The sequence below is a fragment of the Burkholderia sp. 8Y genome, from assembly GCF_902506145.1.
Lineage (GTDB): Bacteria > Pseudomonadota > Gammaproteobacteria > Burkholderiales > Burkholderiaceae > Caballeronia.
Window position 1 is genome coordinate 1,901,194 of record NZ_LR733519.1, and the last position, 13,264, is coordinate 1,914,457.

Here is a 13,264-nt window from a genome sequence, read left to right on the forward strand (position 1 = left end):
ACGCCTCCCACGTGGCAAGCAAGGATTTTTCTTACATGACACGCAAACGAGGCAACTCAGTCGCACGAACCGCGAAGGTGGAAAGCGCCAAGCGGTGGGTGGCCGGCGACAGCTTCCAGAACTTCGAAGCGCGCGTCGGCTACGGCACGAACAACCAGACTTCCGGTTCCGGGTACGGTTTCGACTTCATCAGTCGCAACCGCGTGCAGGTCGAGGCCATGTACAGGTCGTCGTGGGTCGTGGGCGCGGTCGTCGACTGCGTCGCCGACGACATGACGCGCGCCGGCATCGAGATGGAATCGGATCTGCCGCCGGATCAGATGGACACGATCCATGCGGCGTTCGAGCGCATGGCACTGTGGGATCGCATCAACGACACCATTAAATGGTCGCGCCTGTACGGCGGCGCCATCGGTGTGATGATGATCGATGGCCAGAACATGCGCACGCCGCTCAATCTGGACTCGATCGCGCCTGGCCAGTTCAAGGGCATTCTCGTGCTCGACCGGTGGCTGATTCAGCCGTCGCTCAATGACCTGGTGACCGAGTTCGGCCCGGATCTCGGCCAGCCCCAGTTTTACGACATCGTCGCGGATTCGATGGCGCTCGCGCGTCAGCGCATCCATTACAGCCGCGTGATCCGGCTCGACGGCGTCGAACTGCCGTACTGGCAGAAGATCAGCGAAAACCTGTGGGGGCAATCGGTCATCGAGCGCCTGTTCGACCGGCTGATTGCGTTTGACAGCACGACGGCCGGCGCGGCGCAGCTCGTCTACAAGGCGCATCTGCGCACGCTCGCCGTCGACGGTCTGCGCGAAGTGATCGGCATGGGCGGCCCGGCGCTCGAGGCGCTGCTGAAGAACGTCGATATGATTCGGCGCTTCCAGTCGAACGAGGGCATCACGCTCATCGACGCCAAGGACAAGTTCGAGGCGCACCAGTATTCGTTTTCTGGCCTCGACAACGTGCTCCTCCAGTTCGGCCAGCAGCTTTCCGGCGCGACCGGCATTCCGCTCGTGCGGCTCTTCGGCCAGTCGCCGGCGGGGTTGAACAGCACCGGCGAGTCGGACGTCCGCAACTACTACGACAACATCAAGCAGCAGCAGGAGCGGAAGCTTCGGCTGCCGCTCACGCGCCTGCTCGAAGTCATCGTGCGCTCGGAGCTCGGCATCGAGCCGCCCGAAGGATTCCAGTTCGGATTCAATCCGCTGTGGCAAATGTCCGACATGGACAAGGCGACGATCGCCAAGACGATTAGCGATGCTGTAACGCAAGTCGAAGGGGCTGGCCTTATCAGCCAGCAGACGGCTCTGCGTGAGCTGCGTCAGTCCAGTCACATCACCGGCGTCTTCAGCAACATCACCGACGAAGACATCAACGATGCCGACGACGAGCTTCCCGACCTGACCGAGATCGAACCCGATGCTCCGAACGCAGGACAAGAAACGCAGCCGGAGCCGGGCAAGCCAGCCGCAAACGCGTAGAGCCGAAACGCAATACGCGCTGAAGCTGCGCAAGGTCGCGCTACAGGTGGGCGAACTCATCAACGGCTTTACGCCGGGCGATCCGTCCACCGTGCCGACGATGACCGACATGCTGCGGCGATACGCCGAGGCGCTCACGCCGTGGGCCGATGCGACCGCCGCGCGCATGCTGTTCGACGTCAACCGGCGCGACGAGGCCGCATGGCAGGAGCAGGCGAAAGAGATGTCGCGCGCGCTGCGCGATGAACTCCGCAATGCTCCGACTGGCGAGATCATGCGCGCGCTGCTCGCCGAGCAGGTGACGCTCATCAAGAGCCTGCCGCTCGACGCCGCGAAGCGCGTGCACGACCTGACGCTGAAGGGCATCGAAGACAGCACGCGCGCGAAGGAGATCTCGAAGGAGATCCAGCGATTGGGCCAAGTGGCGAAGAGCCGCGCCAACCTGATCGCGCGGACGGAAGTAGCGCGAACCGCGTCGACGCTGACGCAGGCGCGCGCCGAGCACATCGGCTCAGAAGGCTACATCTGGCGCACCTCCAACGACTCGGACGTGCGCCACTCGCATCGCGAGATGAACGGCAAGTACGTGCGATGGGATGCGCCACCGCGGCTATCCGATGGCACGGTCACGCACGCCGGCCAGATCTACAACTGCCGGTGCTATCCCGAACCGGTCATCCCTGACTGACATGCGCTTTTACACCATTCAGAAGCTCGGGCCGAAGCGTTCGCTGACCCCCGAGGGCTTCCTGCTGTGCGAGGAAGTGCCCGTCGCGCGCACCGGCGAAATGCTCTACGGCGCCGGCGAGGTGCCCGTCGAGCCCGGTCCCGATGGCCTCATCCGCATCAGCCGCACGCCGGAAGAAGTGTTTCGCGACGAGACGCTGGCGAGCTGCATCGGCAAGCCGGTCACCCTCGACCATCCGACCGACTTTGTCGACCCATCGAACTTCGGGGCGCTTTCGCGCGGAACGATGTTCAACGTGCGCCGTGGCGCAGGCATCGCAGACGACCTGATCATCGCCGACCTTCTGGTGACGGAAGCCGAGGCGATCAGGGCGGTGCAGGAAGACGGAATAGAAGAAGTCAGCCTTGGATACGAGGCCGACTACGAACAGGTATCACCCGGCCGCGGGGTTCAGCGGAACATCGTTGTCAACCACGTAGCTCTCGTGGAGCGCGGGCGCTGTGGTCCGCGCTGCGCGATCGGAGATAAGGAACCTCAAATGGCGAAGAAGCCCAGTTTTCTCGACAAGCTGCGCGCTCTCATGAAAGACGCGGAGATGGAAGAGAAAGAAGAGAAGAAGACCGACGACGAAGAGTCGGAGGAACAGGAAGAGAAGAAGGAAAAGACCGGTGACTCGGCTCTGCTGAAGTCGCTCGTCAAGCGCATGGAAGCGCAGGACGCGTTGCTCGCATCGCTCGCGACGCTCGTCAAAGCGCAGGCCAAGGACGCAGACGGCGACGACGAAGAAGATGAAGAGGACGACGAGTCCGGAAAGACCGGCGACGAAGGCGACCTCACCGAAGCGGAAACCGGCGGCAAGCTCAACCAGGCCGAAGTCGATCTGTACACCGGCGACTCGGCAAAGACGATCCTCTCTCGCGCAGAGATCCTGTCGCCGGGCATCAAGCTCCCGACGCTCGACTCGAAGGCAAGCACCGTCGACCGCGCTGCCGCGCTGTGCAAGTGCCAGCGCAAGGCGCTCGACCTCGCGTATCAAACCGATGCGGGCCGCGCAGCAATCGCGCCGTTCGTCGGCGGCAAGACGGCGGACTTCGAAAAGATGCCCGTCGCGCTGGTCAACGCCGCGTTCATGGGCGCTTCGGAACTGATGAAGGCGCAGAACAACGGCGGTGCGCACGCATCGGCCGCGCCGACGAAGGACTTCGGCAAGCGTTCGACCGTCGCCGACATCAACAAGCGCAACCGCGAATTCTGGGCCGATCGGGCCGCACACTAAGGAGAATGCCTCATGGGCAACGCAATTCTATATCGCATGCCTTCGGGCATTCCCGGCGACCTGAGCCGCGCATCGGTCGCGACGGTCGAATCCATCCCGCTGAGCGCGAGCGCGCCGTTCGCAGGCTTCGGTCTGTTCGGCAAGATCGTCAGCGGCACGTTTCAGCCGGTCGGCGCCGGTGACACGGCAGCCGCCGTCTACGGTGCGCTCGTTCGCCCATACCCGGCCGGCGGCTCGCAAGACCCGCTCGGCACCTCGACGCCGCCCACGACTGGCATCGCAAACGTGCTGCGCCGCGGTTACATGACCGTGAAGAACAACGCAGGCACGCCGACGCTCGGCGGCCAGGTCTACGTCCGCGTTGCCGCTGCATCGGGCGCGAAGGTCATCGGCGGCATCGAAGCCGCTGCCGACTCCACCAACACGATCGCCATCACCGGCGCGACGTTCACGAACGCGGGCGACGCAAGCGGCAACGTCGAAATCGCCTTCAACATCTAAGGGGCCATCACCACATGAGCAAAATCATCAAACCGCTGGCGATGGCAATGGCGATCGCTGGCGCGCCGTCGATCATCACCCGCTCGCGCACGCGCGACAGCATGCTGACGTTCGACTCGCGCACGATCGACAGCACGGGCTCGTTCCTGATCGGCGAACTCGAACGCCTCGACCAGCGCCTGCACATGCCGCTGGCGTCGGTCACTTGGACGCGCGACATCGATCTCCGCGAGGATGTGTCGATCGCCGACGAAACGTCGTCGTTCACGAACTCGTCGTTCGCGGCGGCCGGCGGCGCATCGCCGAACGGCAAGTCGTGGATCGGCAAGGATGCAACGGCAATCGCCGGCATCTCGCTGGACATCGGCAAGACGGCCAATCCGCTGACCCTCTGGGGCATGCAGATCGGCTGGACGATCCCCGAACTGGAATCGGCGCAGAAGCTCGGCCGTCCGGTGGATCAGCAGAAGTTCGCCGGCATGCAGCTCAAGCACAACATGGACATCGATGAGCAGGTCTACATCGGCGACTCCGTGCTGGGCGTGACCGGCCTGGTGAACAACGCAGCCGTGACGAACATTACGAACGCGCAAACCGGCGGCTGGGCGAGCGCGACGGCAGATCAGATCCTCGCTGACGTCAACGAACTGCTGACGAGCGTCTGGGCAGCGTCGGGCTATGCAATCTGCCCGCGCGAGCTGCGCGTCCCGCCGGTCAAGTTCGGCCTGCTCGTGAGCATGAAGGTTTCGAGCGCGGGCAATATCAGCGTGCTCGAGTATCTGAAGCAAAACTCGATCTCGAACTCGATCAACGGCGTCCCGCTGAACATCCAGCCGCTCAAGTGGCTGTATCAGCGCGGCACGTCGAGCGCAGATCGCATGGCTGCGTACACGAAGGAAGAGGACAAGGTCCGCTTCCCGATGGTGCCGCTGCAGCGCACGCCGCTGGAATACCGCGACATCCGCCAACTGACGACCTACTTCGGCCGTCTGGGCGTGGTGGAAGTGGTGTACCCGGAAACGATCGGCTATCGTGACGGAATCTGACGATGGCGAAACTCATCGTTGAGAAGCCGTTCGTTCTCACCGATGCCGCCGGCCTGAAGCGCGAGTTTCCGGCCGGCGAGCATGAAGTGGACGACGCGACCGCCAATCACTGGTACGTCCAGGCGCACGCGCAAGTCGTGAAGCCCGAGATGAAGACCGCCAAGACCAAGGGCTGATGCTGTGGACGCTGCTCAATTCCGATCCGACTTCCCTGAGTTCGCCGACACGACGCGGTATCCCGACTCGCTGGTCACCCTGTGGCTGACGGTCGCGGCATCGCTCGTGAATGCGGACCGCTGGGGCGAGTTGACCAACATCGGGCTTGAGCTCGTCACCGCGCATCATCTCGTGCTTGCCGCGCGCGACCAACAGGCGGCTGACGGCGGCGGCCTTCCGGGGCAATCCTCCGGGCCGCAGTCGTCGAAATCGATCGACAAGGTTAGCGTCAGTTACGACACTGGCGCGACCACCGTCGCTGATGCTGGCTTCTGGAACATGACGTCGTACGGCGTCCGGTTCATGGGGCTCACGCGGCTGATGGGCGCAGGCGGAATGCAGCTATGACGGCCAAGATCACGCGCGACAAGGTCGCATCGGTGATCAAGGCTGTCAGCGATCTGGCAACAAAGGACGTGCTTGTCGGCATTCCCGACAGCGCGCCCGAGCGCAAGGACGGCGAGCCGATCAGCAACGCGCAGATTGGGTACATCCAGGAGCACGGCGCGCCGGCGGCGAACATTCCCGCGCGTCCGTTCCTCGTGCCCGGCGTGCGCGACGCGCAAGACAAGATCGGCGAGCGTCTGGGCAAGGGCGCGAAGGCGGCGCTGAACGGCCAAGATCAGGCAGAGCAAACGCTGAACGCCGCTGGCCTCATCGGGCAGAACGCGGCGCGCGCCAAGATCAACAGCAACATCCAGCCGAAACTGGCTGACTCGACGATCGCGGCGCGCCTCGCGCGCGGCGTGACTCGGACCAATACGCTGGTCGACACCGGCCAGCTTCGCAACTCGATCACGTACGTGGTCCGCAACAAGACCTGACCATGCCACTTCTCGACGTCTCCGACCTCCTGACCGATCCGGATTTCGTCGACACATCGCTGACTTGCACGCGGAGCGCGCAGACGGTAGGCGATGACGGCATGGCGGTGAATGCGCCCACGGTGACGCAGTTCTCTGGCGTCGTGACGAACGACTCCGGCGACCAACTGCGCCGCCGGCCAGACGGCACCATGATCGAAGGCTCGATCACGATCCACACGCGCTTCCAATTGATCGACGGCAAGACAGGCTTCGATGCCGACGTCGTGACATGGCAGGGAAGGCAGTACACGGTCGTCAACGTGCGAGACTGGTCGACGTACGGTCGCGGCTTTGTGGCGGCGCAGTGCGAACTGATGCCGTTCTCGGGAGGCTGATATGGCGAACGATTCAAGCACCGGCGGCTATCTCCTGCCGACTGCGCCGTCGCCGCCGCTCGAAGACGCCGCGCTCGATGCGGTCTTTCAGCAGCTGATAGTCGGGCTCACCGGCCTGCCCGGCAACATGGTGCGACCGCGCTGGCAGCCGACCGTGCCGAAAATGCCAGAGCCGACGCAGAACTGGTGCGCCATCGGCGTGACGGACATTGATCAGGACTTCGCGCCGACGGTCGTGCACGTGCCGGACACGGCAGGCACCGACAAGCTTTACCGAAACGAGATTCTCACGCTGACGGCCAGCTTCTACGGACCGGCGGCGATGCAATACGCGGCGCAGGCGCGCGACGGCATCTTCGTGGCGCAGAACCACGGCATGCTCGAACTGAGCGGCATGGGTCTGGTCGACGTCGGCCGCCTAACCGCCGCGCCCGAGCTGCTCAATCAGCAGTGGCTGCGGCGCTACGACCTGCAGTTCCGCGTGCGACGCCAAGTCGAGCGCACCTACAGCGTGCTCAACGTCCTGTCGGCGCACGGCACGATCAACCGCGATCCCGACACGACAGACTTCGTCGTCGAGCAGTAAGCCCATCAACATCGGATTCTTCGGCCCGCCGCGCGCGGGCTTTTCCTTTTTAGGACGCACACATGGCGAACAAACTGCCGATCAGCCGACTGGTCAATGTCGCGATCACGCTCACGCAGGCGGCTGCGCAAGCTCAGAACACATCGACGCTGCTGATCCTCGGCACGTCCAACGTCATCGACCTGACGTCGCGCTTCCGTTCGTACGGGAGCCTGGCCGACGTCGCAAGCGACTTCGGCACGACGGCGGAAGAGTATCTCGCGGCCGCGCTCTGGTTCGAGCAGTCGCCGCAACCCACGACGGTTATGGTCGGTCGCTGGGCCAAGACGGCCGCCGCCGGCCAATTGCTGGGCGGCACACTGTCGGCAGCGCAACAGGCGCTCGCGAACTTCACGGCGGTGTCGTCGGGTGGCATGAAGGTGACCATCGACGGCACGCTCAAGTCGCTGACGGGCATTAGCCTCTCGGGCGTCCTGAACCTAAACGGCGTCGCATCGGCTGTGACGACGGCGCTCGCCGGCGCGGGCACGTGCGTGTGGGATGCCGAATTCGGCCGCTTCGAGATCACCAGCGCGACGACCGGCGCGACGTCGTCGGTCAGCTTCGCTTCGGCTCCGACATCGGGCACGGACATCTCTGCGCTGATGGGCCTGACCTCGACGTTCTCCGGCGCATACGTGTCCGCGGGCGTCGCGGCTGAATCGGCTGTGTCCGCTGTGACGCTGTTCGATGCGAACTACGGCCAGCAGTGGTACGGGCTCGTTGTGCCGTCTGCTGCTGATGCTGACCATCTCGCGATCGCACCGTACATCGAAGGTGCGTCGACGAAGCACTTCTACGGCGTCACGACGCAAGAGGCGGCCGTGCTCGTCGCAAGCGATACAACGAACATTGCGTATCAGCTCAAGGGGCTCGGCTTCAAGAAGACGGCCGTCCAGTATTCGAGCTCGAACGCGTATGCGGCCGTCTCGCTGCTCGCGCGCATCCTAACGACCGACTACACCGGCAACAACACGGTCATCACGCTGAAGTTCAAGCAGGAGCCCGGCATCACCGCCGAGAACCTGAACAGCACGCAGGCAAACGCCCTCGAAGCGTTCAACTGCAACGTCTTCGTCGAGTACGACAACAACACCGCGATCATCGAGCAAGGCGTCTGCTGCTCTGGCGACTACATCGATGAGGTGATCGGCGCCGACAACTTCGCCATCGACGTGCAGAACGCAGTGTTCAACCTGCTCTACACCAGCACGACGAAGATCCCGCAGACGGACGCAGGCAATCACCTGATCGCAACGAAGATCGAGCAGGTGTGCGCGCAGTACGTCAATAACGATTTCCTCGCGCCGGGGACGTGGAATTCCGGCGGTTTCGGCACGCTGAACGAAGGCGATTACATGCCGAAGGGCTTCTACGTCTACGCGCCCCCGATCGCGAACCAGAGCCAGGCGGACCGCAGCGCACGCAAGTCGGTCGCGTTTCAAGTCGCAGCGAAGCTCGCCGGAGCGATCCATTCCGTCGACATCGCTCTCACCGTCAACCAGTAAGGGGCATAGATGAGCACGTACTCGTTTCTGAATTTCAACGCGTCGCTGATCGGTCCCGGCGGCGCTATTTCGCTCGGTTCCGGTGCCGGAATCGCCGAGGAAGGCTTCTCGGTCGAATTCACCGAAGAAGCGGACAACATGAAAATCGGCGCCGATGGCACGCCGATGCACAGCCTCAACCCGAGCAAGGCCGGCAAGCTGACCATCCGCCTGCAGAAGACCTCGCCGACGAACGCGCTTTTGTCGGCGATGTATAACTTCCAGCGCACGAGTTCGGCGAACTGGGCGCAGAACACGTTCACGGCGACGGACACGATCCGGGGCGACGTCTACACGTGTCAGCTCGTCGCGTTCACCAAGTTCCCGAAGAACGATTTCGCCAAGGAAGCCGGCACGATCGAATGGGAATTCAACGCCGGCATCATTGACCCGGCACTCGCCGCAGGCACCTGACCATGAGCGGAATCGTAGACATCAACGGCCAGTCCTACCGGATCGGCCGCCTCGACGCGAAGAAACAGTTCCACGTCGCGCGGCGGCTCGCGCCGCTGCTCGCCGGCCTCGGCGGCGCACTGAAGGGAAAGGCGCAAGGGTTCGCCGAACTCGTCAGCCCGATCGCCGATGCGCTCGCGAAGATGTCGGACGAAGACACCGACTACGTGCTGGACACGTGCCTGTCGGTCGTCGCTCGGCAGCAGGGGGACGGATGGCAGAACGTCATGGTGAAGGGCGGTGGCCTGGTGTTTCAGGACATCGACCTTCCGGCGATGCTTCAACTCACCGTCGCTGTCGTGCAGCAGAACCTCGGCAGTTTTTTTCCCGGCGGGCCGTCGACTTCGACCGCGGCGGCCTGAGCAGCGTTAAGTTCGTCTCCCTTCCTGACGGCGAAGACTGGCTGCTGCTGCCGGTGATGGAGGGACTCATCAAGTACGAGTCCCTGATCGACGGCACGGTTGATCTGTGCGATGTCGCGCTGCTCAACGACGCGCTCTCGGTCAAGCGCGAGAACGAAGCGCGCGTGCAAGCCCACATGGAAGAGACGAAGCGATGAACGAGGAAGTCATCAAGGAGTTCCTGGTCAAGATCGGTTACCAGACCGACGAGACCAGCCTGCGCAAGTTCACGCTCTCGCTCGCGTCCGTCACGAAGAAAGTGATGGCACTAGGCGCGGTCGTCGCGGCGACCGCTGCGGCCGTCGTCGCAGGCGTGAAGGTCATCTCCGCAGAGATGGAGCGCCTGTATTACGCGTCGCAGCGCACCGGCGAAACGGTCGGCAACATCATGGCGCTGCGGTTCGCCGCCGGCCAGATCGGGCTAACAGCGGAGCAGGCGCAGGCGTCGCTCGAGGGATTCACGCGCACGCTTCGCCTTAATCCGGGCATGAACGGGCTGCTCACGCAGCTCGGCGTCACCGGGAACGGGCCGCTGGAGCAATTCGAGAGCTTCATCGGCAAGATGAAGCAGATGCAGCCGTACATCGCGGCGCAGTATGCGGGGCTGTTCGGGATCGACCCGGACACGCTCCTGATGCTGGAGAACGGACTGCCGAAGCTGCAGGCCGCGCAGGCCAAGTATCAAGAGAAGCTCGGTGCGTTCCACATCAACCCCGAGCGCGCGGCGCAAGCCGGGGTCGACTTCGACAACTCGGTCCGGGATCTCACGAGCGACATCCACCTCTTCTGGGTGCTGTTGCAGGAGCATCTTGCTCCCGTCCTCGCAACGATTTCGTCCGAGTTCGAGAAATGGGCAGCCGGGCACGCTGACGAGACAGCGCGCAAGATTGCAACGGCTCTCGAAGCCGTCGCAAAGTGGGTGCAGGAAATCGACTGGCAGAAGGTCGGAAAGGACGTCGACATCTTCCTCGACAAGGCGGGCAAGGTCGCGAAGGTCCTTGGCAACATCGTCGGCAGCTTCGCGAAAGTCGCGGCATGGTTCGCTGGCGGCGACGATAGCGACGACGCTGCGGCCGGCAACAAGCCGGCTGGGCCGAGAGACGGAAAGGACGAAACGCCGCCGGACGCGCGCCCCGACGACAGCCCGTTTCTCGCATGGGTGCGCCGCAAGCGATACGCGCTGCAGAAGTGGGCCGGCAGCGCGCAAAAGCAACCGGCGACTCATCCGGATGCACCGGCGAGTCAGTCGGACAGCGGCAACGGAAGGCGGGCGAAGGAAGGTCAAGGGCCGAGCTCTGCGCCGCGCGGCATCCGCAACAACAATCCGGGAAACATCCGGTATGGCGAATTCGCGCGCAGCGCGGGCGCAATCGGCGCGGACAGTGGCGGCTTTGCAGTCTTCGCGGACATGCACGCTGGCATCGAGGCGACGGCAAGGCTTCTGCGTAGCTACGCGGCGCGCGGCTTCAACACGATTCGAACGATCATTTCGCGTTGGGCGCCGGCGAACGAGAACGACACGCAGGCATACATCGCTGAGGTCTCGAAAAAGCTTGGCATCTCGGCTGACGTTCAGTTGGACGCCGATCAGTTGCGGGGCGTGGCCGGTTCGATCTTCCAACACGAGAACGGTGCTTCCTACCGGAACCTTGGCGACAGCCTCGAGCTCGCGTCCAAAAATGTCGGAGCGGTAACGTCGCGCAACGACAACGCGGCATACGGCAAGCTCGGCGCGACCGCCGCGCCAGCCGCATCGAAGTCGGTGACCATCAGCCAGAAGACTGACGTGCACGTTCACGGCTCTCCCGATCCGGGCGGCACGGGGCGCGCCGTCGCATCCGAGCAGTCGCGAGTGAACGGCGACCTCGTCCGTAACATGACAGGAGCATTCGTGTGAGCGTTCTCGGCTACCTCGAGTCGGCTGCGCAGATTGGCATTCAGTCGGTCGCGATCAAGCCGACACGCGGCTTCAAGTCTTCGGACAATCTGCCGCAGTCGATGTTCTTCTCTCAGGTGACCTTCGAGGAGGTTCACTCCGACGAGATGGAGGTCACGGAACATCCCGTCGAGCAAGGCACCAGCATTTCTGACCATGCCTTCGCTCGACCATCCGAAGTGATCGTGACGGTTGGTTGGTCGAATAGCTCAAGTGACACGAGCGCAATGAGCCAGGTTTTGGGCGCCGCTGCTACGGCAAGCCCTTTGCTGCGCAAAATCGTCGGAGCGGCTCAACTGGTTAGCGGCATCGCCACCGCAGTCAGCCCAGGGCCGCAGATCTCGGCGATCGGATATAGCGTGCTGTTGAAGGCATATCGCGATCGACGGCTCTACAACGTGTACACCGGGAAGCAGGTCTACAAGAACATGCTCATCCGGTCGCTGTCTACGTCGACAGACGCGAGCAGCGAGAACAACCTCATCGTTCGGATAGTGTTCCGGCAGATGCTGCTCGCGCAGACGCAGACGGTGACGGTGCCTGACTCCAGCAACATGTCGAACCCCGCCAGCACGGCATCGCCTCAGGACGCGGGTGTAACGCAGCCTGTTCCGGCGCCGAACATCAATGTCAAAGCCCTTCCATGACCGCATACGAGATCCCGCTGTCGGCCAAGCCGCAGACGTTCAGCATCCCGCTCGGCGGCGTCACCTACAAGATGACGCTCCGGTGGAACGTGCCGGCGGAAGCGTGGATGCTGGACGTCGCGGACGCGAGCGGAAGTGCGATGGTCGGCAGCATCCCGCTCGTGACCGGGGTCGATCTCCTCGGGCAATACGCGTATCTTGGCTTCGCAGGGCAACTCGTCGTTCAGACAGACAATGACCCGGCCGCAGTGCCGACGTTCGACAACCTCGGAACTACGGGGCATCTCTACTTCATCACGTCATGAGTGACCAGTTCGGCCGGAAGGCAACGCTGATTGTTTCGACTGGCTCGAACGGCCTGGACCTGTCGCAGCTGCGGTTCAAGTTCGAGGTGCGGCAGGCGGACACGCAGGCGCCGAACACGCTCTACGTGCGCGTCTACAACCTGGCACCCGCAACCGTCAAGGCGATCCAGGGCGAGTTCACGACGATCACGCTCCAAGCCGGGTACGAGAAGGGCAACTTCGGCATCATCTTTCAAGGCACGATTAAGCAATTCGTGCGCGGCAAGGAGCGGAACGTCGACTCGTTCCTCGACATCTGGGCGGCGGACGGCGACGAGTTCTATAACTTCGGCGTCGTCAACCAGACGCTGGCGGCCGGCAGCACGCAGAAGCAGATTCTCGACTCGATCACGAAGCAGAACGCGGATGCAGGAAAGCTGCCGTACGCGACGGACGTCAACGGTCTTGTCGGTGGCATTCCGGCGCAGGCGCTCGCGCGCGGTAAGGTGCTGTTCGGCATGACACGCGACTATGCGCGTGATTGGGCCGCGAAGAACGGCTTCCAGTGGAGCATTCAGAATGGCCAGGCCGTGCTCGTGCCGATCACAGGGTATCGCCCGGGCGAGGCCGTCGTGCTGTCATCGACGACTGGCCTAATCGGCGTGCCGGAAGCGACGTCAGACGGCGTGCACGCGCGCATCCTGCTGAACCCGCTGGTGAGGATCGGATGCCTCGTGCAGATCGCGCAGGCGGACATCAACACGCTGACTGTAAAGCAGCAGGGCCTTTCATACACGGGGCTATCCGCAGCCGCGCAGACGACAGCCGCCGGGTTCTACCGCGTGCTCGTGTCGGAGATCAGCGGCGACACGCGCGGGCAGGAGTGGTATTGCGACCTGACCTGCTTGGCGGTCGATACGTCGGCGCCAGCCAGCAGTTCTGTCCAAGCTGCCGGCTAG

The 13,264-nt window shown here is 63.5% G+C and carries 18 protein-coding genes; all 18 read left to right on the forward strand.

Annotated features, from left to right (window positions below):
* Window positions 1-35 precede the first annotated feature (35 nt).
* The 18 genes from GV035_RS08415 to GV035_RS08495 all read left to right on the forward strand — a co-directional run bounded on the left by GV035_RS08415 (window position 36) and on the right by GV035_RS08495 (window position 13,264).
* The gene (locus GV035_RS08415) at window positions 36-1,484 is read left to right on the forward strand and encodes a DUF1073 domain-containing protein (protein ID WP_159834488.1); all 1,449 of its coding nucleotides are present in this window, start codon (window positions 36-38) and stop codon (window positions 1,482-1,484) included.
* Window positions 1,423-2,172: a phage head morphogenesis protein gene (locus GV035_RS08420; RefSeq protein WP_159834489.1), complete on the forward strand. Its 750-nt coding sequence runs from the start codon at window positions 1,423-1,425 to the stop codon at window positions 2,170-2,172. Before GV035_RS08415 ends, GV035_RS08420 begins: the two co-directional genes overlap by 62 nt.
* Window position 2,173: 1 nt before the next feature.
* Entirely contained in the window at window positions 2,174-3,448 is a 1,275-nt protein-coding gene (locus GV035_RS08425) for a DUF2213 domain-containing protein (RefSeq protein ID WP_159834490.1), read from the forward strand.
* A gap of 12 nt (window positions 3,449-3,460) precedes the next feature.
* On the forward strand, window positions 3,461-3,949 hold the full coding sequence (locus GV035_RS08430) for a structural cement protein Gp24 (protein WP_159834491.1): 489 nt from the start codon (window positions 3,461-3,463) through the stop codon (window positions 3,947-3,949).
* Between the two features lie 14 nt (window positions 3,950-3,963).
* Window positions 3,964-4,995: a DUF2184 domain-containing protein gene (locus tag GV035_RS08435; protein WP_159834492.1), complete on the forward strand. Its 1,032-nt coding sequence runs from the start codon at window positions 3,964-3,966 to the stop codon at window positions 4,993-4,995.
* Window positions 4,996-4,997: 2 nt separating this feature from the next.
* Entirely contained in the window at window positions 4,998-5,171 is a 174-nt protein-coding gene (locus GV035_RS08440; protein WP_159834493.1) for an STY1053 family phage-associated protein, read from the forward strand.
* A gap of 4 nt (window positions 5,172-5,175) precedes the next feature.
* Window positions 5,176-5,559 carry a DUF4054 domain-containing protein gene (locus tag GV035_RS08445; RefSeq protein ID WP_159834494.1) on the forward strand — a complete coding sequence of 128 codons (384 nt, stop codon included), beginning with the start codon at window positions 5,176-5,178 and terminating at the stop codon, window positions 5,557-5,559.
* Window positions 5,556-6,035, forward strand: coding sequence for a hypothetical protein (locus GV035_RS08450; RefSeq protein WP_159834495.1), 480 nt, complete (start codon window positions 5,556-5,558; stop codon window positions 6,033-6,035). The genes GV035_RS08445 and GV035_RS08450 overlap by 4 nt, the downstream gene beginning before the upstream one ends.
* Before the next feature lie 2 nt (window positions 6,036-6,037).
* The gene (locus GV035_RS08455; RefSeq protein WP_159834496.1) at window positions 6,038-6,412 is read left to right on the forward strand and encodes a hypothetical protein; all 375 of its coding nucleotides are present in this window, start codon (window positions 6,038-6,040) and stop codon (window positions 6,410-6,412) included.
* 1 nt (window position 6,413) lies between these two features.
* Complete coding sequence (locus GV035_RS08460) at window positions 6,414-6,998, forward strand: phage neck terminator protein (RefSeq protein WP_159834497.1); 585 nt, start codon at window positions 6,414-6,416, stop codon at window positions 6,996-6,998.
* Window positions 6,999-7,060: 62 nt separating this feature from the next.
* A complete protein-coding gene (locus tag GV035_RS08465; protein ID WP_159834498.1) occupies window positions 7,061-8,545 on the forward strand; it encodes a DUF3383 domain-containing protein in 1,485 nt (494 codons plus the stop codon).
* Between the two features lie 9 nt (window positions 8,546-8,554).
* Window positions 8,555-8,998, forward strand: a complete 444-nt coding sequence (locus tag GV035_RS08470; protein ID WP_159834499.1) for a phage protein — start codon at window positions 8,555-8,557, stop codon at window positions 8,996-8,998.
* A gap of 2 nt (window positions 8,999-9,000) precedes the next feature.
* Entirely contained in the window at window positions 9,001-9,399 is a 399-nt protein-coding gene (locus tag GV035_RS08475; protein ID WP_159834500.1) for a phage tail assembly chaperone, read from the forward strand.
* Between the two features lie 56 nt (window positions 9,400-9,455).
* On the forward strand, window positions 9,456-9,596 hold the full coding sequence (locus GV035_RS29070) for a DUF6889 family protein (RefSeq protein WP_201303935.1): 141 nt from the start codon (window positions 9,456-9,458) through the stop codon (window positions 9,594-9,596).
* Window positions 9,593-11,335 carry a hypothetical protein gene (locus GV035_RS08480; RefSeq protein WP_159834501.1) on the forward strand — a complete coding sequence of 581 codons (1,743 nt, stop codon included), beginning with the start codon at window positions 9,593-9,595 and terminating at the stop codon, window positions 11,333-11,335. Before GV035_RS29070 ends, GV035_RS08480 begins: the two co-directional genes overlap by 4 nt.
* Window positions 11,332-12,021 (forward strand): phage baseplate protein, encoded by a 690-nt coding sequence (locus tag GV035_RS08485; RefSeq protein ID WP_159834502.1) that lies wholly within the window; start codon window positions 11,332-11,334, stop codon window positions 12,019-12,021. The genes GV035_RS08480 and GV035_RS08485 overlap by 4 nt, the downstream gene beginning before the upstream one ends.
* On the forward strand, window positions 12,018-12,326 hold the full coding sequence (locus GV035_RS08490) for a phage baseplate plug family protein (protein ID WP_159834503.1): 309 nt from the start codon (window positions 12,018-12,020) through the stop codon (window positions 12,324-12,326). Before GV035_RS08485 ends, GV035_RS08490 begins: the two co-directional genes overlap by 4 nt.
* Window positions 12,323-13,264, forward strand: a complete 942-nt coding sequence (locus GV035_RS08495) for a phage protein (protein WP_159834504.1) — start codon at window positions 12,323-12,325, stop codon at window positions 13,262-13,264. Before GV035_RS08490 ends, GV035_RS08495 begins: the two co-directional genes overlap by 4 nt.

Coding starts and splice junctions, on each gene's coding strand:
- GV035_RS08415 (WP_159834488.1), top strand. CDS start 36: ATGACACGCAAACGAGGCAACTCAGTCGCACGAACCGCGAAGGTGGAA.
- GV035_RS08420 (WP_159834489.1), top strand. CDS start 1,423: ATGCTCCGAACGCAGGACAAGAAACGCAGCCGGAGCCGGGCAAGCCAG.
- GV035_RS08425 (WP_159834490.1), top strand. CDS start 2,174: ATGCGCTTTTACACCATTCAGAAGCTCGGGCCGAAGCGTTCGCTGACC.
- GV035_RS08430 (WP_159834491.1), top strand. CDS start 3,461: ATGGGCAACGCAATTCTATATCGCATGCCTTCGGGCATTCCCGGCGAC.
- GV035_RS08435 (WP_159834492.1), top strand. CDS start 3,964: ATGAGCAAAATCATCAAACCGCTGGCGATGGCAATGGCGATCGCTGGC.
- GV035_RS08440 (WP_159834493.1), top strand. CDS start 4,998: ATGGCGAAACTCATCGTTGAGAAGCCGTTCGTTCTCACCGATGCCGCC.
- GV035_RS08450 (WP_159834495.1), top strand. CDS start 5,556: ATGACGGCCAAGATCACGCGCGACAAGGTCGCATCGGTGATCAAGGCT.
- GV035_RS08455 (WP_159834496.1), top strand. CDS start 6,038: ATGCCACTTCTCGACGTCTCCGACCTCCTGACCGATCCGGATTTCGTC.
- GV035_RS08460 (WP_159834497.1), top strand. CDS start 6,414: ATGGCGAACGATTCAAGCACCGGCGGCTATCTCCTGCCGACTGCGCCG.
- GV035_RS08465 (WP_159834498.1), top strand. CDS start 7,061: ATGGCGAACAAACTGCCGATCAGCCGACTGGTCAATGTCGCGATCACG.
- GV035_RS08470 (WP_159834499.1), top strand. CDS start 8,555: ATGAGCACGTACTCGTTTCTGAATTTCAACGCGTCGCTGATCGGTCCC.
- GV035_RS08475 (WP_159834500.1), top strand. CDS start 9,001: ATGAGCGGAATCGTAGACATCAACGGCCAGTCCTACCGGATCGGCCGC.
- GV035_RS29070 (WP_201303935.1), top strand. CDS start 9,456: ATGGAGGGACTCATCAAGTACGAGTCCCTGATCGACGGCACGGTTGAT.
- GV035_RS08480 (WP_159834501.1), top strand. CDS start 9,593: ATGAACGAGGAAGTCATCAAGGAGTTCCTGGTCAAGATCGGTTACCAG.
- GV035_RS08490 (WP_159834503.1), top strand. CDS start 12,018: ATGACCGCATACGAGATCCCGCTGTCGGCCAAGCCGCAGACGTTCAGC.
- GV035_RS08495 (WP_159834504.1), top strand. CDS start 12,323: ATGAGTGACCAGTTCGGCCGGAAGGCAACGCTGATTGTTTCGACTGGC.